Origin of the sequence: Falsiroseomonas sp. (assembly GCF_041690465.1) — a bacterium.
Classification (GTDB): Bacteria; Pseudomonadota; Alphaproteobacteria; order Acetobacterales; family Acetobacteraceae; genus Falsiroseomonas.
In genome coordinates this window covers 1-21,659 of record NZ_JAWLHG010000013.1, presented here as the reverse complement: position 1 = coordinate 21,659, position 21,659 = coordinate 1, and the positions used below count along the sequence as shown (strand labels likewise).

Annotated in this window: 22 protein-coding genes; 16 read left to right on the top strand and 6 right to left on the bottom strand. The window is 70.1% G+C overall.

The window, feature by feature from the left end; all coding sequences use genetic code 11:
• Positions 1 to 217: 217 nt before the first annotated feature.
• From ACESM1_RS14445 to ACESM1_RS14410, 8 genes are read left to right on the top strand one after another with little or no spacing between them, the layout of a single operon-like run.
• Positions 218 to 1,048, top strand: a complete 831-nt coding sequence (locus tag ACESM1_RS14445) for an urease accessory protein UreD (RefSeq protein WP_372621154.1) — start codon at positions 218 to 220, stop codon at positions 1,046 to 1,048.
• Between the two features lie 40 nt (positions 1,049 to 1,088).
• Positions 1,089 to 1,391, top strand: coding sequence for an urease subunit gamma (locus ACESM1_RS14440; RefSeq protein WP_372621153.1), 303 nt, complete (start codon positions 1,089 to 1,091; stop codon positions 1,389 to 1,391).
• The gene (locus tag ACESM1_RS14435; RefSeq protein WP_372621151.1) at positions 1,388 to 1,693 is read left to right on the top strand and encodes an urease subunit beta; all 306 of its coding nucleotides are present in this window, start codon (positions 1,388 to 1,390) and stop codon (positions 1,691 to 1,693) included. Before ACESM1_RS14440 ends, ACESM1_RS14435 begins: the two co-directional genes overlap by 4 nt.
• A gap of 3 nt (positions 1,694 to 1,696) precedes the next feature.
• Positions 1,697 to 3,409: an urease subunit alpha gene (gene ureC, locus ACESM1_RS14430; protein WP_372621149.1), complete on the top strand. Its 1,713-nt coding sequence runs from the start codon at positions 1,697 to 1,699 to the stop codon at positions 3,407 to 3,409.
• A gap of 8 nt (positions 3,410 to 3,417) precedes the next feature.
• The gene (locus ACESM1_RS14425) at positions 3,418 to 3,975 is read left to right on the top strand and encodes an urease accessory protein UreE (RefSeq protein WP_372621147.1); all 558 of its coding nucleotides are present in this window, start codon (positions 3,418 to 3,420) and stop codon (positions 3,973 to 3,975) included.
• Positions 3,866 to 4,651, top strand: coding sequence for an urease accessory protein UreF (locus ACESM1_RS14420; RefSeq protein WP_372621145.1), 786 nt, complete (start codon positions 3,866 to 3,868; stop codon positions 4,649 to 4,651). The genes ACESM1_RS14425 and ACESM1_RS14420 overlap by 110 nt, the downstream gene beginning before the upstream one ends.
• Before the next feature lie 5 nt (positions 4,652 to 4,656).
• Positions 4,657 to 5,334: an urease accessory protein UreG gene (gene ureG, locus ACESM1_RS14415; RefSeq protein ID WP_372621365.1), complete on the top strand. Its 678-nt coding sequence runs from the start codon at positions 4,657 to 4,659 to the stop codon at positions 5,332 to 5,334.
• Positions 5,334 to 5,906, top strand: coding sequence for a HupE/UreJ family protein (locus ACESM1_RS14410; protein ID WP_372621143.1), 573 nt, complete (start codon positions 5,334 to 5,336; stop codon positions 5,904 to 5,906). The genes ureG and ACESM1_RS14410 overlap by 1 nt, the downstream gene beginning before the upstream one ends.
• Before the next feature lie 88 nt (positions 5,907 to 5,994).
• On the opposite strand, the gene ACESM1_RS14405 is transcribed toward ACESM1_RS14410, so the two are convergent.
• From ACESM1_RS14405 to ACESM1_RS14390, 4 genes are all read right to left on the bottom strand, one after another.
• Positions 5,995 to 6,624: a TetR/AcrR family transcriptional regulator gene (locus ACESM1_RS14405; RefSeq protein ID WP_372621141.1), complete on the bottom strand. Its 630-nt coding sequence runs from the start codon at positions 6,622 to 6,624 to the stop codon at positions 5,995 to 5,997.
• Positions 6,624 to 7,943, bottom strand: coding sequence for a phenylacetate--CoA ligase PaaK (gene paaK, locus ACESM1_RS14400; RefSeq protein ID WP_372621140.1), 1,320 nt, complete (start codon positions 7,941 to 7,943; stop codon positions 6,624 to 6,626). The genes ACESM1_RS14405 and paaK overlap by 1 nt, the downstream gene beginning before the upstream one ends.
• Positions 7,940 to 8,296 carry a hydroxyphenylacetyl-CoA thioesterase PaaI gene (paaI, locus tag ACESM1_RS14395; RefSeq protein ID WP_372621138.1) on the bottom strand — a complete coding sequence of 119 codons (357 nt, stop codon included), beginning with the start codon at positions 8,294 to 8,296 and terminating at the stop codon, positions 7,940 to 7,942. Before paaI ends, paaK begins: the two co-directional genes overlap by 4 nt.
• A gap of 71 nt (positions 8,297 to 8,367) precedes the next feature.
• Positions 8,368 to 9,165, bottom strand: a complete 798-nt coding sequence (locus ACESM1_RS14390) for an enoyl-CoA hydratase-related protein (protein ID WP_372621136.1) — start codon at positions 9,163 to 9,165, stop codon at positions 8,368 to 8,370.
• A 142-nt stretch (positions 9,166 to 9,307) separates the two neighbouring features.
• Between ACESM1_RS14390 and paaN the strand changes: the two genes are divergently transcribed.
• From paaN to ACESM1_RS14360, 6 genes are all read left to right on the top strand, one after another.
• Positions 9,308 to 10,975: a phenylacetic acid degradation protein PaaN gene (gene paaN / locus ACESM1_RS14385; RefSeq protein WP_372621134.1), complete on the top strand. Its 1,668-nt coding sequence runs from the start codon at positions 9,308 to 9,310 to the stop codon at positions 10,973 to 10,975.
• 35 nt (positions 10,976 to 11,010) lie between these two features.
• Positions 11,011 to 12,177 carry an ABC transporter substrate-binding protein gene (locus ACESM1_RS14380; protein ID WP_372621132.1) on the top strand — a complete coding sequence of 389 codons (1,167 nt, stop codon included), beginning with the start codon at positions 11,011 to 11,013 and terminating at the stop codon, positions 12,175 to 12,177.
• Positions 12,178 to 12,247: 70 nt separating this feature from the next.
• Positions 12,248 to 13,138, top strand: coding sequence for a branched-chain amino acid ABC transporter permease (locus tag ACESM1_RS14375; protein ID WP_411278368.1), 891 nt, complete (start codon positions 12,248 to 12,250; stop codon positions 13,136 to 13,138).
• A 1-nt stretch (position 13,139) separates the two neighbouring features.
• Complete coding sequence (locus ACESM1_RS14370; protein WP_372621130.1) at positions 13,140 to 14,072, top strand: branched-chain amino acid ABC transporter permease; 933 nt, start codon at positions 13,140 to 13,142, stop codon at positions 14,070 to 14,072.
• Positions 14,069 to 14,953 (top strand): ABC transporter ATP-binding protein, encoded by an 885-nt coding sequence (locus ACESM1_RS14365; protein ID WP_372621128.1) that lies wholly within the window; start codon positions 14,069 to 14,071, stop codon positions 14,951 to 14,953. Before ACESM1_RS14370 ends, ACESM1_RS14365 begins: the two co-directional genes overlap by 4 nt.
• Positions 14,946 to 15,647, top strand: coding sequence for an ABC transporter ATP-binding protein (locus ACESM1_RS14360; protein ID WP_372621126.1), 702 nt, complete (start codon positions 14,946 to 14,948; stop codon positions 15,645 to 15,647). Before ACESM1_RS14365 ends, ACESM1_RS14360 begins: the two co-directional genes overlap by 8 nt.
• On the opposite strand, the gene ACESM1_RS14355 is transcribed toward ACESM1_RS14360, so the two are convergent.
• Positions 15,644 to 17,674, bottom strand: coding sequence for a TRAP transporter large permease subunit (locus ACESM1_RS14355; RefSeq protein WP_372621124.1), 2,031 nt, complete (start codon positions 17,672 to 17,674; stop codon positions 15,644 to 15,646). The two genes, ACESM1_RS14360 and ACESM1_RS14355, sit on opposite strands and share 4 nt — an antisense overlap.
• 79 nt (positions 17,675 to 17,753) lie before the next feature.
• On the opposite strand from ACESM1_RS14355, the gene ACESM1_RS14350 reads away from it, so the two are divergent.
• Positions 17,754 to 18,773, top strand: a complete 1,020-nt coding sequence (locus ACESM1_RS14350; protein WP_372621122.1) for a TRAP transporter substrate-binding protein — start codon at positions 17,754 to 17,756, stop codon at positions 18,771 to 18,773.
• Positions 18,770 to 19,393 (top strand): hypothetical protein, encoded by a 624-nt coding sequence (locus tag ACESM1_RS14345; protein ID WP_372621121.1) that lies wholly within the window; start codon positions 18,770 to 18,772, stop codon positions 19,391 to 19,393. Before ACESM1_RS14350 ends, ACESM1_RS14345 begins: the two co-directional genes overlap by 4 nt.
• A gap of 55 nt (positions 19,394 to 19,448) precedes the next feature.
• Here ACESM1_RS14345 and ACESM1_RS14340 read toward each other — a convergent pair whose 3' ends face one another.
• The gene (locus ACESM1_RS14340; RefSeq protein ID WP_372621119.1) at positions 19,449 to 21,434 is read right to left on the bottom strand and encodes a methyl-accepting chemotaxis protein; all 1,986 of its coding nucleotides are present in this window, start codon (positions 21,432 to 21,434) and stop codon (positions 19,449 to 19,451) included.
• Between the last annotated feature and the right edge of the window lie 225 nt (positions 21,435 to 21,659).

The following is a 21,659-nucleotide window of genomic DNA, read 5'->3' as shown; positions in this document are numbered from 1 at the left end:
CCTAGCGAGATGCGTGCCAACGCCTTTGCATACGATTTTGCGCCCAATCTCGCGCCCTGCGGGGAACGCCAGTCTAGAGTTGCCGCACGTGAAGGCGTTCGCTGCCCGTCGCGTGCACTCGTCTGCCGCAACGCTGTGCAGATGAGGGAAAGTCAACATCACGCTGCGCGTGCCGACGGGTTTGCGCCTCCGCCGCGCCGTGCAAGTCTCTGCCGCGATGCCACGCGACGCGCCGCAACCCATCGCCCATCAGCGTGCCCGTGGCCGTGCCGAACTCGTGCTGGCGGCAGCGCCGGAGGGTGCGCGGCTGCGGCATCTGTTCCAGGCTGCGCCGCTGCGGTGGCTGTTCCCGGAGGTGGATCCAGGCGATCCAAAGCTCGGTGCACTGGTGAATGTCGCGGGCGGGCTGGCCGGCGGCGATGCCCTCGAGGTCGCCCTCGCACTGGAACCCGGCGCGCGCTTTACCGCGACGACGCCGGCGGCGGAAAAGATCTATCGCAGCCTCGGCGAGGAGACCCGGATCGCCTGTTCGCTTCAGGTCGGGGAAGACGCCTGCTGCGAATGGCTGCCGCAGGAGACGATCATCTTCGACGGCTGCCGGCTGGCCCGGCGGATCGACATTGCGCTCGCGCCTGGCGCGGGGCTGCTGGCGGCGGAGACGCTGGTCCTGGGCCGCGCGGCGCATGGCGAGTCGCTGCGCCACGGCAGCCTGCGCGACCGCTGGCGCGTGAGCCGTGAGGGGCGGCTGCTCTGGGCCGATGCGCTGCGCCTGGACGATCCGGCGGCGGCGCGGGCCGCGCCCTTCGCCCTCGGCGGCGCCGGCGCCCTGGCGACCCTGCTGCTGGCTGGCTCCGCCGCCGCCCGCTGTCGCGACCAGGCGCGCGACCTCGCCGCGGGCGGGGCGAGCCTGGTGGCGCCGGACCTGCTCGTCGCGCGCTGGGTGGGCGAGGCCGGCCTGGTTCGCGATGCGCTCGGCGCCGCCATCGCCGTGCTGCGGGAAGCTGCCTTCGGCCATCCGCCACGCCTGCCGCGGCTCTGGCGAACATGACCTGGCACGCGGCATGCTTGGCGGCGCAAGGAGGGAATGCATGAACCTGACGCCACGCGAGAAGGACAAGCTGCTGGTCGCCATGGCTGCCATGTTGGCGCGCCGCCGGCTGGAGCGCGGCGTGAAGCTCAATCATCCCGAGGCCGTCGCGCTGATCACCGACTTCGTGGTGGAAGGCGCGCGCGATGGCCGCAGCGTGGCCGAACTCATGCGCGACGGCGCAACGGTCGTGACGCGGGCGCAAGTGATGGAGGGCGTGGCGGAAATGATCCACGAGATCCAGGTGGAAGCCACCTTCCCCGACGGCACGAAGCTCGTCACCGTACACGAGCCGATCCGATGATCCCGGGAGAGCTGCTTCCCGCCGACGGGGAGATCGAGTTGAACGCCGGCCGCCCGGCGATCGAGCTCGAGGTCGCGAACACCGGCGACCGTCCCATCCAGGTCGGCAGCCACTATCACTTCGCCGAGACCAATCCTGCCCTCGCATTCGATCGCGCGCAGGCGAAGGGCATGCGCCTCGACATCGCGGCTGGTACCGCGGTGCGCTTCGAACCCGGGCAGGCGCGCCGCGTGCGGCTGGTGCCCTTCGCCGGCGCGCGCATCGTGCACGGCTTCCGCGGCGAGACGGAAGGGAAGGTCTGAATCATGCCCGCTCGCATGTCCCGCCGCGCCTATGCCGGCATGTACGGCCCGACCACCGGCGACCGCCTGCGCCTCGCCGACACCGACCTGATCATCGAGGTCGAGCGCGATCTCACCACCTATGGCGAGGAGGTGAAGTTCGGCGGCGGCAAGGTCATCCGCGATGGCATGGGCCAGAGCCAGGTGACACGCGCCGGCGGCGCGATGGACACCGTCATCACCAACGCGCTGATCGTGGACCACACCGGCATCATCAAGGCCGATATCGGCCTGAAGGACGGGCGCATCGCGGCGATCGGCAAGGCCGGCAATCCGGATACGCAGCCGGGCGTCACCATCATCATCGGTCCCGGCACCGAGATCCTGGCCGGCGAAGGCCGCATCCTCACCGCCGGCGGCATCGATCCGCACATCCACTTCATCTGCCCGCAGCAGATCGAGGAGGCGCTCGCCTCCGGCATCACCACCATGTTCGGCGGGGGCACCGGCCCGGCGCACGGCACGCTGGCCACCACCGCCACGCCGGGGCCGTGGCATCTCGAACGGATGCTGCAGGCCGCCGAGGCCTTCCCGATGAATCTCGGCTTCCTCGGCAAGGGCAACGCCGCGCTGCCCGCGGCGCTTGAGGAACAGATCCGCGCCGGCGCCTGCGGCCTGAAGCTGCACGAGGATTGGGGCACCACGCCGAAGGCGATCGACACCTGCCTGCGCGTTGCCGACGCCTTCGACATCCAGGTCGCGATCCACACCGATACGCTGAACGAGAGCGGCTTCGTGGATAGCACGATCCGTGCCGTGGCGGGGCGCACCATCCAGGCCTTCCACACCGAGGGCGCCGGCGGCGGTCACGCACCCGACATCCTCCGCGTCGTTGGCGAGCCGAACTTCCTGCCGAGCAGCACGAACCCGACGATGCCCTACACCGTCAACACGGTGGACGAGCACCTCGACATGCTGATGGTCTGCCATCACCTCGACCCCCGCATCCCGGAGGATGTCGCCTTCGCCGAAAGCCGCATCCGCAAGGAGACCATCGCGGCGGAGGACATCCTGCACGACCTCGGCGCGATCAGCATGATGTCGTCCGACAGCCAGGCGATGGGGCGAGTGGGCGAGGTGATCATCCGCACCTGGCAGACCGCGCACAAGATGAAGCAGCAGCGCGGCCGGCTGGCGGAGGAGACAGGCGACAACGACAATCACCGGGTTTGCCGCTACATCGCGAAATACACCATCAACCCCGCGATCGCGCAGGGCGTGGCGCAGCATGTCGGCAGCGTGGAGGTGGGCAAGCTGGCCGACCTGGTGCTGTGGTCGCCGGCCTTCTTCGGGGTGAAGCCGGACTACGTGCTGAAGTGCGGTTCCATCGCAATGGCGCCGATGGGTGATCCCAACGCCTCCATCCCGACACCGCAGCCGATCCATTACCGGCCGATGTTCGCCAGCTTCGGGCGGGCGAAGACGCTCTCCGCCGTCACCTTCGTCAGCGCGGCGGGGATCGAGGCGGGCATCGCGGACGCCTTCGGGCTGCAACGCCCGTTGCTCGCTGTGGGCAATACGCGCGGCGGGATCGGCAAGAAGGACATGTTGCTGAACAGCGCGCTGCCGAGAATCGAGGTGGATCCCGAAACCTACGAGGTGCGGGCCGACGGTGAATTGCTGGTCTGCGAGCCCGCGAGCGTGCTGCCGCTGGCGCAGCGCTACTTCCTGTTCTGAGAAGCACGATGGACATCACCATGGAAGAGAGCATCCCGCGCGCCACCGCGGTCGCCGCCGCCGGCACCTGGCCGGAGAGCGAAGCGCGCGATACCGTGACGGTGGATTTCGACGATCGTTTCCGCCGCCGCAGGCTCTACAGCGGCGAGGGTGGCCTCGCCTTCCTGCTCGACCTTCCGGAGGCGCAGGTGCTGCGCGAGGGCGACGGGCTGGCGCTCGCCACCGGCGGCTTCGTGCGCGTGAAGGCGGCGCCGGAGCCGCTGGTCGAGGTGACGGCGCAATCGCCGCAGCACCTGCTGCGGCTGGCCTGGCATCTCGGCAACCGTCACCTGCCGGCGGAGATCGCCGAGGGCCGCATCCTGATCCGCCACGACCATGTCATCCTGCGCATGCTCGAAGGGCTGGGCGCGACCGCACGGCAAGTGCAGGCGCCTTTCAACCCAGAAGGCGGCGCCTATGGCGAGCACAACCGTGCGCCCGGCCATCCGCATGGCCATCATCATCACCACGACCACGAACACGGGCACCACCACCACGACCATGGCGATGACGACCATCAGCACTGATCCGTCGCTCGCGCGGCTGCTGGCCTGGTTGTCGCCCGCCTACCCGGTCGGTGCATTCTCCTACAGCCATGGGCTGGAGATGGCGGTGGAGGAAGGCGCGGTGGTGCGGCGCGAAGACCTCGTCGCCTATGTCGAGGCCGCGCTGCTGCACGGGGCCGGCGCGGTGGATGCGGGGCTGCTCGCGCTCGCCTGGCGTGCAGCCGATGCTGGCGACGGCGACGCGCTGGACGACGTGACGGAACTCGCCGCCGCCTGGCGCGGCACGGCGGAGCTCGGCGTGGAGGCGAAGCAGCCGGGCGCCGCCTTCGCGCTGGTCACCGCCGCCGCCTGGCCGGAACCGCGCTTCGCCGCCTACGCCACCCGCAACAGCGGCAGGCTGACCCATGCCGTGGCCTTCGGCGCGGCCGCCGCCTTCCACGCGCTGCCGCTGCGCGAAGTCTGCTTCGGCTGGCTGACCGCCTTCGCGGCCAACATCGTTTCCGCCGGCGTGCGTCTCATCCCGCTCGGCCAGACCGACGGCCAGATCGCCACCGCCGCGCTGCTGCCGGCAGTCACGCGCGCCACAGACGCGGCGCTGGCGGTGCGCGACGACGACGCGCTCGGCTCCGCGGCGCCGCTGCTCGACCTCTTCTCCATGCGTCACGAGACACAGTACACAAGGCTGTTCAGATCATGAGCACGATGTTGGATCGTCCGGTTCAGGCTTCCGCGCAGGACGTGCGTTCCGGTCATCGGACGAACGGCCCTTTTCGCGTCGGCGTCGGCGGTCCCGTCGGCTCTGGCAAGACTGCGCTGGTGGACCGCCTGTGCAAGCACATGCGGGACGGCAACGAGGTCGCGGCGATCACCAACGACATCTACACCAAGGAGGACGCGGAGTTCCTCACCCGCTCCGGCGCGCTGCCAGCGGACCGCATCATGGGTGTCGAGACCGGCGGCTGCCCGCACACCGCGATCCGCGAGGACGCCTCGATCAACCTGGCTGCCGTCGCGGAGATGAGCGCGCGCTTCCCGCAGCTGGAGATCCTGTTCATCGAGAGCGGCGGCGACAACCTGGCCGCCACCTTCAGCCCGGAGCTCGCCGACCTGACGATCTACGTCATCGATGTCTCGGCTGGCGACAAGATCCCTCGCAAGGGCGGGCCGGGCATCACCCGCAGCGACCTGCTGGTGATCAACAAGACCGATCTCGCGCCGCTGGTCGGTGCGGATCTCGGTGTCATGGACCGCGACGCGCGGAAGATGCGCGGCCAGCGGCCATTCATGTTCACGAACCTCAAGGAGAACCAGGGCGTGGCGGAGATCGCTTCCTTCATCCTCAAATCGGGCGGGCTGACCGCGCGCGGGCCGGCCGCCTGATGCGCCCGCTGCTTCTCGCGCTCGCCCTCTGCGCGCCGGCGCCGGCGCTGGCCCACACCGGTATCGGCCATGCGCACGGCCTCGCCGCCGGCTTGCTGCATCCGCTCGGCGGCCTGGACCATCTTGTGGCGATGCTCTCAATCGGCGTCTGGGCCGGCATCCTGGGTGGCAGAGCGCGGCTGCGGCTGCCGCTGGCCTTCCTCGGCGCCATGGCGGCCGGCGCAGCGCTCGGCATGGCCGGCGTCGTCCTGCCGCTTGTGGAGGCAGGCATCCTGGCCTCGATCATCGTGCTGGGCGCGCTCGTCGCCGCCTGGGCCAGCCTGCCTGCCGCGGCGGCGCTCTCGCTTGGTGCGGTCTTCGGCCTGCTGCATGGCCATGCACATGGCACGGAGATGGCCGGTGACGCGCTGGGCTATGCGGCTGGTTTCCTCGTCGCGACCGCGTCGCTGCACGGAGCCGGGCTGCTGCTCACCCTTCGCGCCGGGCTCGGCGAACCGCGCCACGCGCTGCGCATCGCCGGCGCCGCAGCATCCGTGGTCGCGGGTGGCGCGCTGCTGCTGAACTGGACCTGATCGCGAACCGCGCCGCGCCCAACCGGCGCGGCGCGGCAGTTCGACCGGCGCCGCTCGCACCCCGCGGGCCCTGTGGTCCCCCCGAAGGCTACACTGCCGGCACGCCTTCCGGCCGGAAGCTCTCCGCCACCGCCGGCGTGCCCGCCGCGATCAGGGTCGCCACCATCCGCGCATAGTCCAGCCGCGTCAGCCGCCCGTCCTCGCGGTGCCAGAGATGGTGCCAGTTCAGCATCGCGAAGAAGCTCATCGTCAGCGGCATCAGCAGGTGCCGTTGCCGCGCGGCCTCCGGATGCAGCTCGGCGATGATCACCGCCGCCTCGTTCACCAGCGCGCGCTCCAGCGAGCGCAGCGCCTCCTGCCGGTCCGGCGACAGCAGCGACAGGCAGGCAATCTGCACGCGATGCACCGCGTCGGCATCGCGATACGCATCCAGCAGCAGGAAGGCAAAGGTCTCCAACCGATCGAGCGGGCCGCGCGTCAGCGTTGCCACGCCGCGCGCGGTCTCTACCAGTCTCTGCAGATGTTGCGCCAGCACGTCGAACAGAAGTTCCTCCTTGTCGCGCCAGTAGTGGTAGACAAGCGCCTTGGAGACGCCACTGGCCTGCGCGATCATCGTCAGCGAGGCGCGGTCGTAGCCATGCCTTGCGAACAGCTCCGCCGCCTGCGCGAGGATCGCGTTGCGCTTCTCGAAATGGTCCGCGGCGCGCGGGCGTGCCATCAGCTCTTCGGCCTCCTGTCCAGCACGCGCCGCGCCTTGCCCATGCTGCGCTCGATCGCGCCGGGATCGCGCACCTCCACCGCCGCGCTCACGCCGATCATCGCCTTCACATGCTGCGCCAGCGCGCGCGCGGCCGCTTCGCGCTCGGCGTCGTCGGCGCCGGGCTCGCACTCCACCGCGATCGTCATCGCGTCCAGTGGCCCCTCGCGCGTGAGGATCAGCTGGTAGTGCGGTGCCAGCTGCGGCACGCGCAGGATCTGTTCCTCCACCTGGCTGGGGAACAGGTTGACGCCGCGCAGGATGATCATGTCGTCGCTGCGCCCGGTGATCTTCTGCATGCGGCGGAAGCCGGGGCGCGCCGTGCCGGGCAGAAGCCGCGTCAGGTCGCGCGTGCGGTAGCGGATGATCGGCATCGCCTCCTTCGTCAGCGAGGTGAACACCAGCTCGCCGGGTTCGCCATCGGGAAGCGGCGCGCCGGTGTTCGGGTCCACGATCTCGGGGAAGAAGTGGTCCTCCCAGACATGCGGGCCGTCCTTGCTCTCGACGCATTCATTGGCGACGCCGGGGCCCATCACCTCCGACAGGCCGTAGATGTCCACGGCATGCAGGTCGAATGCGTCCTCGATCTGCGCGCGCATCGCCTCGGTCCAGGGCTCGGCGCCGAAGATGCCGACCTTCAGCGAGGAGGCGCGCGGATCCACGCCCTGCTTCCGGAACTCGTCGAGCAACGCCAGCATGTAGGAAGGCGTGACCATGATGATCTCGGGCCGGAAGTCCTCGATCAGCTGCACCTGGCGCTCGGTCATGCCGCCGGAGACGGGGATGACGGTGCAGCCCATCTGCTCCGCGCCGTAATGCGCGCCGAGGCCGCCGGTGAACAGGCCATAGCCATAGGCGACATGGACCATCATCCCCGGACGCCCACCCGATGCGCGGATGGACCGAGCGACGACGCCGCTCCATGTCTCGATGTCGCGTTTCGTGTAGCCGACGACGGTCGGCTTGCCCGTGGTGCCGGAGGAGGCGTGGATGCGGACCACCTGCTCGCGCGGCACGGCGAACATGCCGAACGGGTAGTTGTCCCGCAGATCCGCCTTGGTCGTGAACGGAAACTTCGCGAGGTCCGGCAGGTCGTGGAAATCGGAAGGCGTGATGCCGGCCGCTGTGAAGGCGCGGCGGTAGTGCGGCACGTTCTCGTAGGCATGGCGTAGCGTCCAGGCGAGCCGCTCGCGTTGCAGCGCCCGCATCTCCGAAGGCGAGAACCGCTCCGCACGGTCGAGCAGCCCTTCCGGCGGCGTGTCGCCGAGTCGCCTGGTCATGCCGCATCCTCCACGAGCTTGCCCTCGATGGTGCGCGACAGTCCGCGGAACACCGCGATCTGCCGGCCTTCCTGGTCGGTGACGATGACGTCGGTGATCCCGCTGCGGCCGGCGCTCGCGGTCTGCACGGCGCTGGCGGTGAGCCTGTCACCGAGGCGCGCAGGGCGCAGATAGGTGATGGTGTTGCTCTGTGCCACGGCGCGGCGGTTGAAGGAGTTGCAGGCGAAGGCGAAGGCCGAATCGGCAAGCGCGAAGAGGAAGCCGCCATGGCAGATGCCGTGGCCGTTCACCATCCGCTCCTCCACGCGCATCGTCATCTCGCATGCCCCCGGCGCCACGCGTGTGACGTGCATGCCAAGCCCCGCCGAAGCGCGATCCTCCGCCCACATCGCTGCGGCGCATGCCTCCGCAAGCGCCTGCGGAGTCATTCCGGCGCGCCCTCGAACCGTGCGGGCCGCTTCTGCTGGAACGCCGCGACGCCTTCCTTGTAGTCGTGGCTTCGGCCGAGCTCCTGCTGCATCCGCGCTTCCAGTTCGAGCTGCGCGTCGAGCGTGTTGCCCTCCGCCGCGTCCAATGCGCGCTTGGTTGCCGCCAGCGCCTTCGCCGGCAGCCGCGCCAGCTTTGCGCAGAGTGCCTCTGCTTCCGTCATCAACTCCGCCTCCGGCACTGCGCGATGGATCAGCCCCATTGCGGCTGCGTCAGTGCCGGTGATCGGCTCGCCCAGCATCGCCATCGCCCGCGCCCGCGCCGGCCCCACGAGACGCGGCAGTGCCCAGGTGGCCCCGGAATCCGGGATCAGGCCGATCCTGATGAAGGCCTGCCCGAACCTGGCGTTCTCCGCCGCCAGCGTGATGTCGCAGGCAAAGGCGATGGAGGCACCGGCGCCCGCGGCCATACCGTGCACCGCACAGACCACCGGTTTCTCCATCCCGCGTATTGTCCGGATCAGTCGGTTCCAACCGCGGTCGATGACAGCGCCGAGGTCCGCGTCAGGCCCGGTCAACCCCGGTTCCGCCAGATCCTGCCCGGCGCAGAAGCCGCGCCCAGCGCCGGTGAGGAGCACGGCGCGGCACGTAGCGTCGCGCCCGGCTTCCTCCAGCGCCGCACGCAGCGCCGCGTGCAGCGCTGCGTCAAAGGCATTGAGTTTCTCTGGTCGGTGAAGCGTCAGCACCCGGAAGCCGGGCCTCTGCTCCACCAGCAGCACTGCAGCGCTGTCGTTCACGGCGTCTCTCCTGTGACGTGATTCCTTTGCGCTACTCAGTAGCGAAGGAATATTATCCCTCTGGTGCAAGACTATTGACTGGCCGTTCAGTCAGTCTATTTTCGAGGTAACAGGGCGTCAACGGCGTGCAGGGAGGATGGCGATGATCGCGGCGGCGGCAGCTCTCGCGGCGAAGCATCGCGCCACGCTGGACCAGGCCATCGCCGCCGCGCGCGGGCGCGGGCATTTCTCGGCCTATCCGGAAGCGCCCTCCGGCAAGATCTACGGCGAGACGGCGAAGGCCGAGGCGGAAGCCGCCTTCAACGCGCTGCTCAATCATCCCTTCGCCGCAGGTGCGCCGCAAATTGGCGCGGAGCGCTCGCCCTGGGGCTCCGCGCTCGGCGTCACCTATCCCGCGCTCGACGTCCCGGCGCTGATCGCGCGTGCCGAGGCTGCGGCTCGCGGTTGGGCCGGCGCCTCGCCGGAAGACAGAGCCGGCGTGTGCCTGGAGATCCTGCACCGCCTCAACCGCGACAGTTTCCTGATGGCGCAGGCGGTGATGCATACCACCGGGCAAGGCTGGGCGATGGCCTTCCAGGCCGGTGGCCCGCACGCGCAGGATCGCGGGCTGGAAGCCGTGGCCTACGCCATGGAGGAACTCGGCAGGATTCCCCCCGCGGTGCGATGGACCAAACAGGCCGGCAAGGAGCAGCTCGTCCTCGACAAGTTATTCCGCGCCGTGCCGCGCGGGATCGGCGTGGTCATCGGCTGCGCCACCTTCCCGACCTGGAACGGCTATCCCGGCATCTTCGCGAACCTCGTCACCGGCAACGTCGTGATCGTCAAGCCGCATCCGGCGGCGATCCTGCCGCTGGCGTTGACGGTGCGAACCGCCCGCGCGGTGCTCGCCGAGGCGGGCTTTGCCGAGGATGTCATCCAGCTCGCTCCGGACACGCCCGACGCGCCGATTGCCGCGCAGCTCGCGGCGCACGAGGCGGTGGGCATCGTGGATTTCACCGGCGGCCCGGCCTTCGGGCGGTGGCTGAGAGAGCAGGTCGGTGGCCGGAAGGCGCTGCACACCGAGGAAGCGGGCATCAACCCGGTCGTGCTGCACTCCACCGACGACTTCGCAGGGCTGTGCCGCAACCTTGCCTTCTCGCTCAGCCTCTACAGCGGCCAGATGTGCACCGCTCCACAGAACCTCTTCGTGCCGCAGGACGGCATTGCCACCGACGAAGGCCACAAGGGCTTCGACGAAATTGGCCGGGCACTCGCCGCCGCAGTGGATGCGCTGCTGAAGGATCCTGGCCGCGCCGCCGGCGTGCTCGGCACGGTGCAGAGCCCGGCCACGCTGGACCGCATCGCCGAGGCACGGAAGCTCGGCCAGGTGGTGCGCGACAGCGGCAGCGTGGACATGCCCGGCTTTCCGGAGGCACGCAGCGCCACGCCGTTGCTCGTCGCGGTGGACGCCGGGGCCCGCGAGGCCTGGGGCGAGGAGCGCTTCGGCCCGATCGCCTTCCTGATCCGCTGCGCCGACGCGGACGCCGCGCTGGACCATGCCGCGCATTCCGCGCGCACGCGCGGCGCGATTACCGCCCTGGTGCACAGCACGGACGAGGCGTTCCTCGCCCGCGCCGAGGCCGCCTTCGCCCGCGCCGGCGTCGCGCTCAGCGAGAACCTGACCGGTGGCGTCTTCGTCAACCAGTCGGCGGCATTCAGCGACTATCACGTCTCCGGCGCCAATCCGGCTGGCACCTCCTGCCTGACCGATGCCGCCTTCGTGGCCAACCGCTTCCACATCGCCATGGCGCGCCGCCCCGCCGCCGCGTAGCCTTCACGCAACGACAGAACAGGGAGGACAACGTCATGGGTCTGGGCTCGATGTTCCGCCGCGGAGTGCTCGCGCTCGGCGCCACGGCGATGCTGGCGCTCCCTGCCCTCGCGCAGCGCAGCGAACCCATCCGCATCGGCGCGGTTCTGTCGGTCACCGGTCCGGCGAGCTTCCTTGGCGACCCCGAGGACAAGACGTTGCGGCTCTACGTCAACCGCATCAACCAGGCCGGCGGCGTCAACGGGCGGCAGATCCAGCTGATCGTGTATGATGATGGCGGCGACGCCAACCGCGCGCGCACCTTCGCCACCCGCCTGGTGGAGGATGACCGCGTGCACGCAATGGTCGGCGGCACCACCACCGGCACGACGATGGCGATGCGCCCGGTCTTCGAGGAAGCGCGTATCCCCTTCATCTCGCTTGCCGGCGGCATCGAGATCGTGGACCCGGTCTCGCCCTACACCTTCAAGACGCCGCACACCGACCGCATGGCCTGCGAGAAGATCTTCGCCGAGCTCCGCGACCGCAACCTGACGCGGGTGGCCCTCATTTCCGGCACCGACGGCTTCGGCCAATCCATGCGCACGCAATGCCTGCGGGTGGCGCAGGCGATGGGCATCACCGTGGTGGCGGACGAGCAGTACGGGCCGCGCGATTCCGACATGACCCCGCAGCTCACCCGCATCCGCAACGCGCAAGGCGTGCAGGCGGTGGTGAATCCAGGCTTCGGCCAGGGTCCCGCGATCGTCACGCGCGGCTATGCGCAGCTCGGCATCCGGCTGCCGCTCTATCAGTCGCACGGTGTGGCCAGCGCGCAGTTCATCCAGCTCGCCACGCCGGCGGCGGCTGAGGGCGTGCGCCTGCCCGCCGCCGCGCTGCTGGTCGCCGAACAGCTGCCGGCGAACGATCCGCAGCGCCAGGTGCTGATCGACTACAAGACAGCCTTCGAGCGCGAGTTCAACCAGCCGGTCTCCACCTTCGGCGGCCACGCCTATGACGGGCTGATGATCCTGGTGGAGGCACTGAAGCGCGCCGACAGCACGGACGGCACGCGGCTGCGCGACGCCATTCGCCAGACGCGCGGCTTCGTCGGCACTGGCGGCGTGGTGAACATGAGCGCCACGGACCACATGGGCCTGGATCTCAGCGCCTTCCGGATGGTGGAGATCAGGGACGGGCAGTTCCGGCTGAGCGGGAACTGAGGGAGAGGCCTTTCCCCTACTCCGGCCATCCCCCAGGAGTGCAGGGAGGCGTCCGGGTGGGGGAGACCACTTGGCCGGGCACATCATGACCGCGGAACTCCTCCAATTCCTCGTTTCCGGCCTGACCGTCGGCGCCGTGTACGCCCTCGTCGCGCTCGGCTTCACGCTGATCTACAACGCCTCCGACGTGGTGAATTTCGCACAGGGCGAGTTCGTCATGCTGGGCGGCATGGTCACGGTCTTCGTCCACGCCGCCGGCCTGGCGCTGCCGCTCGCGGCGGCGGCGGCGATCATCGTTGCCGTTGCCGCCGGCCTGCTGCTGCATCGCCTGGCGATCGAGCCGGCGCGCGGTGCCTCGGCGGTTACGCTGATCATCATCACCATCGGAGCCTCGATCTTCCTGCGGGGCGTCGCGCAGATCGTCTTCGACAAGCGCTTCCACCAGTTGCCTGCCTTCTCGGGAAACGACCCGATCCTCCTGGGCGGTGCGGCGATCCTGCCGCAAAGCTTCTGGGTGCTGGGCGGTGCGGTGCTCGTCTTCACCGCGCTGTTCCTGTTCTTGGAAAGGACGCTGCTCGGCAAGGCGGTGCTTGCCACCGCGGCGAACCGGCTGGCGGCGCGGCTGGTCGGCGTGGACACCTCCTTCGTGCTCGCCCTGTCCTTCGGGCTGAGTGCCGCGATCGGCGCCCTGGGCGGCATCCTGATCACGCCGATCACGCTGACAAGCTTCGACGTCGGCACGTTGCTGGCGCTGAAGGGCTTCGCGGCGGCGATGCTGGGCGGCATGGGCAGCCCCCTCGGCGCCGTGGCGGGCGGGCTGCTCCTCGGCCTGCTCGAGAGCTTCGCGGCGGGCACCATCTCCTCCGCCTACAAGGATGCAGTCGCCTTCATCGTCATTCTCGGCGTGCTCTTCGCAATGCCGCAGGGGCTGTTCGGCCGGCGCAGCGTGGAGCGCGTATAGGGTGAGCGCGCGCTGGGCCACCCTGCTGATGCTGGCAGCGGTGATCGCCATCATTCCCTGGTTCTTCCCCTCCGGCTTCTACTTCCGCGTTGCCGCGCTGATCTGGGTGACGGCGCTGGCCGCGGTGGGGCTGCAGATCCTGATGGGCCAGGCGGGGCAGGTGAGCCTGGGGCACGCCGGCTTCGTTGGCATCGGCGCCTATACGACGGCGCTCGGGCCGAAATACCTCGGCCTCGACGTGCTGCTCTGCCTGCCGCTCGGCGCCGCGGTGGCGGCGGCGGTGGCCTTCGTGGTGGGGCGGCCCATCCTACGGCTGAAGGGGCATTACCTCGCGGTTGCGACGCTCGGCTTCGGCATGCTGGTGACGATGGTGCTGGTGAACGAGGTCGGCATCACCGGTGGGCCGGATGGCACCCGCGTGCCGCGTGCGGCGCTGTTCGGCTGGGTCATCCGCGGCGGCGAGAGCTTCTACTGGATCACCGGCGGCGCGCTGCTGCTCGGCGTCTGGGTGGCGCTGAACCTGCAGCACAGCCCCTCCGGCCGCGCGCTGGCCGCGCTGCATGACAGCGAGGTGGCGGCGCGCACCGTCGGCATCGACGTCGCACGACACAAGCTGCGCGCCTTCGTCATCGCCGCGGTGTACGGCGCGGTGGCCGGCGGGCTGCTCGCGTTGCTCAACGGCTTCGTCACGCCGGATGCGGCGGGGTTCCTCGCCTCGATCGAATACGTGACGATGGTGGTGATCGGCGGGCTCGCCTCGGTGCCCGGCGCGGTGGTGGGTGCGGCGCTGCTGGTGCTTCTGCCGCAGGCGCTGACCTTCCTGCACGAATACGAGCAGGCGGTGATCGGCCTGCTGATCATGCTGTTCATGATCTTCCTGCGCATCGGCATCGTGCCCGGCCTCGCCGCGCTGCTGCGGAGGAAGCCGGCGTGAACGCAACGCGGCCGACCGCCGCGGCGCCCGGTGGGCGCGAAGGGGTGGCTCGGCCACGCGTGGATGCACGCGGCGAGGTCCTGCTGACGGCGGAGGACATCGGCATCTCCTTCGGTGGGCTGCGCGCGCTGGATGGTGTGGGCTTCGCTGCGCGCGCCGGCGAGGTGCTGGCGATCATTGGCCCGAACGGCGCAGGCAAGACCACCTTGTTCAACATCGTCTCCGGCCTCTACCGCGCCGGTGCCGGGCGCATCTTGCTGGATGGCCGGGACGTCACGCAGGCGCCGCCGCATCGCCTCGCCGCCCTCGGTCTGTCGCGCACATTCCAGAACCTGCAGGTGTTCTTCCGCATGACCGCGGCGGAGAACGTGATGGCCGGCCGGCACTTGCACGAGCCTTCGGGCCTGTTCGCCGACCTGTTCCGCCTGCCCGCTGCGCGCCGGGCTAACACCGCGACGCGGCGGGCCGCGCTGGCGCTGCTGGCGGAGGTGGGCCTTGCCGACGCAGCCGACCGGCCAGCGGGATCGCTGCCCTATGGCGCGCTGAAGCGGCTGGAGATCGCGCGCGCGCTGGCGACCGGGCCGCGCGTGCTGCTGCTGGACGAGCCCGCAGCCGGCTGCAACGCCGTGGAGACGGAGGAGATCGACCGCCTGATCGCGCAGGTTGCGGCGCGCGGCGTCGCGGTGGTGCTGATCGAGCACGACATGAAGCTGGTGATGCGGATCAGCCGCCATGTCGTCGTGCTGAACCAGGGCCGCATGCTGGCCGAGGGCACACCGGAGCAGGTGCGCAGCGACCCGGAGGTCGTGGCGGCTTATCTCGGTACGCATGGCGTCGCGGAGGCGAGCCGCGCCGGAGCGCGCGGGGACCAGCATGCTTGAGGTGCAGGAGCTGCAATCCGCCTATGGCCGCATCCTGGCCCTGAAGGGCGTGAGCCTGCGCGTCGAGACCGGCGAGATCACCGCGCTGGTCGGCGGCAACGGCGCTGGCAAGACCACGCTGCTGCGCTGCCTGTCCGGCGTGCAGTCGGTGAGCGCGGGGCGCGTGAAATTCCATGGCGAGGACATCACTGCCTGGCCGCCACATCGCCGCGTCGCGGCCGGCATAGCGCAATCGCCGGAAGGCCGACAGGTGTTCGGGCCGTTGAGCGTGGAGGACAACCTCCGCCTCGGCGCCTTTCGTCGCGCGCGTGTCGAGACGGAGGAAAGCCTTGAGCGGGCCTTCGAGATGTTCCCGATCCTGAAGGAGAAGCGAGCACTCGCCGCAGCGGGTCTGTCCGGCGGGCAGCAGCAGATGCTGGCGATCGGCCGTGCGCTGATGTCGCGCCCGCGGCTGCTGCTGCTCGATGAGCCGAGCATGGGGCTCGCCCCCGTGCTGGTGGAGCAGATCCTGGACGCGGTCGTCGCGCTCAAGCGCGATGGCGTGACGGTGCTGCTGGTGGAGCAGAACGCCTCTGCCGCGCTGGCGATTGCCGACCGCGGCTACGTGATCGAGACCGGGCGCATCGCGCATCACGGCAGCGGTGTGGCCCTGCTGCACGACCCGGCTGTGCGGGCGGCGTATCTCGGGCTCTAGCCAAGCGTGCCCGGCAGGAACAGCGCAATGCCGGGGACCAGGCACAGCAGCAGCACCGTCGCCAGCATCGCGATCAGGAAGGGCAGCGCGCCGAACGCCACGGTGCGCAGCGGTACGCCGCTGCCGATGCCCTGCAGCACGAACAGGTTCATGCCGACCGGCGGCGTGATCAGCCCGACCTCGGCCATGATGACCAGAACCACGCCGAGCCAGATCGCATCGAAGCCCAGCGCCTGCGCGACCGGGTAGACCACCGGCAGCGTCAGCACGAGCATCGAGATGGAATCGAGGAACATCCCGAGCGCGACATAGACCAGCACGATCAGCAGCAGCACCGTCCAGCGCCCGAGCTGCGCATCGGTGGCGAGCGCCATCACCTGCTGCGACACCTTCAGGAAATCGAAGCCGTAGGAGAGAATGCTCGCGCCGACGACGATCAGGAAGATGAAGGAGGTGACCGTCACCGTCTCCACCAGGCAGGCCCAGGCGGCTTCCTTCGGCAGCCGGCCGCGTGCGATGCAGATCAGCGCCGCCAGCGCGGCGCCGACCGCGCCGGTTTCGGACGCGGTGGCGAGGCCGGCATAGAGCGAGAAGATCACGGCAAGGATCAGCAGCAGCACCAGCGCGGAATCCAGTACCGCGCCGCGCCCGATCGCCGGCGCGCCGCCGGGCGGCAGGCGCGGTGCGTCGCCTGGCCACAACAGCGCCCAGGCCAGGATGATCGCCATGAACAACACCATCATCAGCAGCCCCGGGAGGATGCCTGCGAGGAACAGCTCCACGACGGAGACACCCACGGCGGTGGCGTAGATGATCATCGGCACGGAAGGTGGAATGAGGATGCCGAGCGTGCCGCCAGCCGCGACGCTGCCGAAGGCCAGCGCCGGGCTGTAGCCGCGGCGCGTCATCTCCGGGCAGGCGACGGTGCCGATGGTTGCTGCGGTGGCGACCGAAGAACCGGAGACCGCGGCGAAGATGCCGCAGCCCGCCGTCGCAGCATGCGCCAACCCTCCCGGCAGCCGCGCCAGCACCAGCGACAGTACGGCGAAGAGCTCGCCGCTCAGCCGGCTGCGCACCAGCAGCGCCCCCATCAGCACATAGAGCGGCACGGCGGTGAGCGAGAAGCTGTTCACGCCCGCCCAGCTGCGCTCCGCAAGCGTCAGGGGGAAGGGCAGCGGCAGCAGGCAGTAGATCGCGAGCGTGCCGACCAGGCCGAGCGCGAAGGCGATGCGCAGGCCGAGCGCAAGCGCCATGGCGATGGCGGCGAAGAGAACCAGCGTCACCGGCCCCGCCGCACCGCCGGCCACGGACGCGAAGGCCACCGCACCGCCGCCGAGCACGGCGACCACCAGCCCGGCGACCGCCACGCCATTCGCGACGAAGGCGCCGACAATCATGCCGGCGAGCAGCATCACGCTGCCGAGATCCTGCCGCCCGATGCCGGAGGGCACCGGTCGGGCGCCGAGCAGTAGGAACAGAAGCGCCAGGGCGGCGAGCAGCGCGTATGGCACCATGCGCCGCCAGCCGCGCGGCGTCAGCCGCTCGATCTCGATGGCGAGCGCCAGCGCCAGCCCGGCAAGGCCGACCGCGATCGGCAGCTTCGGTATCCAGGTCGGCGTCAGCAGAAGCGAGAAGATGCGCGCGCCGTTCACGTAGTCGGACCAGACCATCAGTGCACACTGCCAGGCCAGCGCTGCAACGAAGGCCAGGCCGCACCAGGCCGTCGCAAGCTCCAGCGCGCGCCGGCCGCGTGGCGGCAGCAGGTTGGCCAGGAACTCGACGCGCACATTGGCGCCGGCGAGGTGCGCGGCGCCGGCGCCAAGGAAGATGGTGGCGACGAGGAAATAGGTGCTGAGCTCGGTCGCCCAGATGGTCGGCGCATTGAACAGGTAGCGCGCGCCGACCTCCCATACGGTCGAGCCCGCCATCAGCACGACGCCGACGGCGGCAAGGATCAGGAAAAGTTGCGCGGTATGCTGCGCTAGGCGGCCGGGCACCGACAATTCCTGCTGCGCCGCAGCCGACATTTCCGCTCCGCCCGATGCCTTGACAGCCCGCCGGCGTGAGCCTGTAGACTTGTCCGTACGAATGCAAGAGGGGGCGTGCATGTCCGGCTTTGCGACCAGGCGTGGTGTTCTCGGCGCTGCGGCGATGCTGACGGTGTCGCGCGGCGCCACTGCGCAATCCGCGACGAAGCTGAATGTGGGCTTCGTCAACGCCACCGGCAGCAGCTACGTCGCCTCGCTGCGCCCGCTGCCTGAACGGATCGGGCGAGCCACCGGCAATCGCCTTGCGCTCGAGCTCTACGACACGCTGGTGAGCGGCGACCAGCAGCCGGCGGCGGTGCGGGATGGGCGGCTCGACGGCTCCTTCGCGGTCAGCCCATGGCTCTCGGCGGAGGCGCCCTACATCAATTTCGGGCATCTGCCGGGACTGCTGACCGATGTGGCGCAATACCATCGCATGCTCGATCCGCTGCTGCGGGAGGAGATGGCGAAGGTCTGGCGCGACCGCTACCGCTCGGTGCAGGTGATGACCGGCGTGTTCGAGGACCAGTGCATCATCAGCCGCGACCCGTTGCGCAAGGTGGAGGATTTCCGCGGCAAGAAGGTGCGCGTGCACAACACCGAAGCCGCGGCGCTCATGCAGCGGCTGGGCGCGGCGCCGACCCCGGTGAATTTCGGCGAGATCGTGCCGGCCCTGCAGCGCGGCATCGTGGACATCGTGATGACCTCGGTCGGCACCGCCGGCGGCTTCGGGTTCCACAACGTGGCGAAGCATGTCTCGATCTGGCGTATCGGCACCATCGTGCCGTGGTCGTTGATCGTGAACCAGAATGCCTGGAACCGCTTGCCGGAAGATGTGCGGACCGCGGCGCAGGCAGAGTTCCGCAAGGCCGAGGACGAGCACTTCGCCAACCATGCGCCATTCAGCCAGGCCGCCATCCGACGCCTTGCATCGAGCGGGATGGAGGTATGGGAGGCGCCGCAGGCCGAGCTCGACCGTCTCTTCGCGGCCCCGAACGTCGAAGCCGTCTATGCGAACTGGTACGAGCGGTGCCAGCGTTCCGGCACCGACGGGCGGGCGCTGGTGCAGCGCATAGAGGCGCTGAAGAACCGCGCATGACGGAAGCCGAACTCTCCGCCGCTGCGCTCGCCATGATGGAGCGCGCCGGGGCGGAAGCCTTGGATGCGCCGGGGCCGGAGGAGGCGATGCGCGCCATCGCCCGCGGCTGCTTCGACCTGCTCGGCGACCGCGAGGCGCATCTGCAGCCCGGCGCGCTCAAGGAGAGCGAGCGGCAGTATTTCGTTGCCGGCACCTTCTTCGTCACGCCCGACCGCGCCTGGCACATGCTGGTCGGCAGCCTGGGCTTTCCGCCGGAGCAGGAGAGGCTGCTGGTGCCGATTGACGGCGGGCATCCCGGCTGGGTGTACGCCAACCGAAGCAAGCTGTTGCTGGAGAACACCGACGAGCACGGCAGCTTCCGGCAATACCTGAAGACGTCGCGCATGGGCTCGACGATCTTTGCGCCGATCATGTGGCGCGGCGCCTTCCATGGGCAGCTGATCATGGCGGCGCAGGCGCGCGGAACGATGCGGCCGGTGGATCTGGCGGTGATCGTCGCCTGCTCGCGCATCGCGGCGGGCGCCTGGATTGCGCATGACGGGCCGGGTTGGCTTGCCGCCAACTACCCGCCGGAACGGGGCTACCGCGTGGAGCGGCAGGGGCTGGACGCGGCGGACTAGGCCAGGCCCGCCTGACCGCCGCGCATCGCCGCCTGGCGGCGTGGGCCGGGCGGCCCTATGCGGCGCGGCCCTGCCGCGCGGTCGCCGCGCCGGTGAAGACCAGCCCGACGCGGTCGCCGCGGACATGGCGCACCTCCACCTGCATCGGCGGCTTGCCGGGCAGTCGGACCACCCCGCGTTGCCCGGGCTGCAGATCGCTGATGCCGATCACGCCAAGGCCGCCGCTGCTGAGATCGGCGACCTGAACGGATCGCACCACGCCGCTGAACTCCACCTGCGCCTGGCCGCCCGCCGCGTCGCGCGCTTCCTTGCGCCGGTCCACTTCGGGCACCGAAGTGCGGACGATTCCGACAACCTGCTGCGTCAGGCCCTCGGCTTCCGCGGCGAGGCTCGCGGTCTCCGCGCGGGTGCGGCTGGCGCGGCTGCCGGCATCCTGCGAGTCCGCCGTGACATGGGCGATGCGCTGCGATGCCTCGCGCGTCGCCTGCGTCGCCTCCGCGATGCTCCGCGCGATCTCGCGCGTCGCGTTGTCCTGCTGACCGACGGCATCCGCCAGGTTCGCCGCGAAGCGGTCGATCCGCGCGACGGAGGCGGCGATGCGGCGCACCGTGCCGACGGCGGCATCGGTGCGGCGGCTGACGGATTCGATGTGCTGGCGGATCTCCTCCGTCGCCTTCGCGGTCTGGCCGGCGAGCTCCTTCACCTCGCCCGCGACAACGGCGAAGCCCTTGCCGGCATCGCCCGCGCGCGCAGCCTCGATCGTCGCATTGAGGGCGAGGAGGTTGGTCTTGCCGGCGATGTCGCTGATCAGCCGCGTCACGTCGCCGATCTGGCCGACGGCGGTGGAAAGCTCGACGATCGCCGTCTCCGTCTCCGAGCTGTCGGTGGCGGTGGCGCGACTCACCTCGGCGGCCTCGCGCACCTCGGTGGTGATGGCGCGGATGGCGTCGGCGAGCTGTTCGGCGGCGGCCGCCACCTGCTCCGTCATGCGCAGCGATTCCGCGGCCGCGCTGCCGGCCGCGCCGGCATTCTCGTCCACCCGGTGGGTCGCGGCCGCCATCTCCGCGGCGTCGGTCGCCAGCGTGCGCGCCTGTTCGGCGATGCGTGCCATCGCGACCAGCGTCTCGTTCTCCACCCGGTCGGCCATGCCGCGCAGCGCAGCCACCTGGGCTTCCTGCGCGGCGGCGCGGTCGGCTTCCTGCTGGGCGCGCAGGCGCACCGCCTCCTCACCCTGCATGCGGAACACCTCCACCGCCTCGGCCATCTGGCCGACCTCGTCCTTGCGGTCGCGGCCCGGGATGGCGAGGCCGAGATCGCCCGCCGCCATCTGCCGCATGGTGCTGGCCAGGGCACGCAGCGGCGCGATGGCGCGCATGGACCAGAAGGCAATGCCGGACCCGAGCGCGAGCCCGATCGCCACCAGCGCGAGCATCAGCGCCTGGAAGCCTTCCGCGACGCTGCGCGCCTGCTGCGCGACCACGCCGTTCTTCGCCTCCTGCAGGTCGATGAACTGGTTGATGCGGGCGAGCCACTCGACCAAGGCGGGCCGCGCCTGGTCCAGCAACAGGGTACGGGCGCGCGTCGCGTCGCCGGCCTGCTGCGCCTCGATCACGGCACGGACCATCGGCATGGTGCGGGCCTCGGTCTCCTTGATGGAGGCGAGGATGCGCTGCTCATCGGGCGTGACCTCCGCGCCCGTCGCCATCATGCGGTCGAGCCGCACGGCGCTTTCGGCGTAGAAGGCGGCGAGGCGCTCGATCTCCTCCAGCGCGGCGCGGCGCTCGGCCGATGCGGTCACCAGCACAACGTCGCGCAGACTGATCGCCCGGTCGTGCACGCTGCCCCGGAAGTTGATGGCGAAGCGCTGCTTGACGCTGTTGATGTCGTTCACGGTGGCGAGGCTGGCGCTGATGGCGTTGACGCGATGCATCGCCACGGCGCCGAGCACCACGAGGAGCCCGAGCACGGCCGCAAAGCCGAGCACGAGACGGCGGCCGATGCCGCCGCGAGGTCCAAGGAGTCCATTGGAAGAGGTGTTCATGAGCAGCGCTGTTCCTCGTGGGCCGCAAGGCGGCGCGGCACCGCCCGCATGGCCGCACCAGGCGAAGGCGGCCCGGCGGGCACTCCTGGGAGGCGCTCGCGACGGCGCGAAGCTACGAGGCGGCGACTAGACCCGAGTAGCCCAGGCTGGAATCGGCTTGTGATTGGATGCGGCGCGGCAGGGTGTGATTCGTAGGCGTCCAGCTTTGGCTGGAGGCGGAGATGA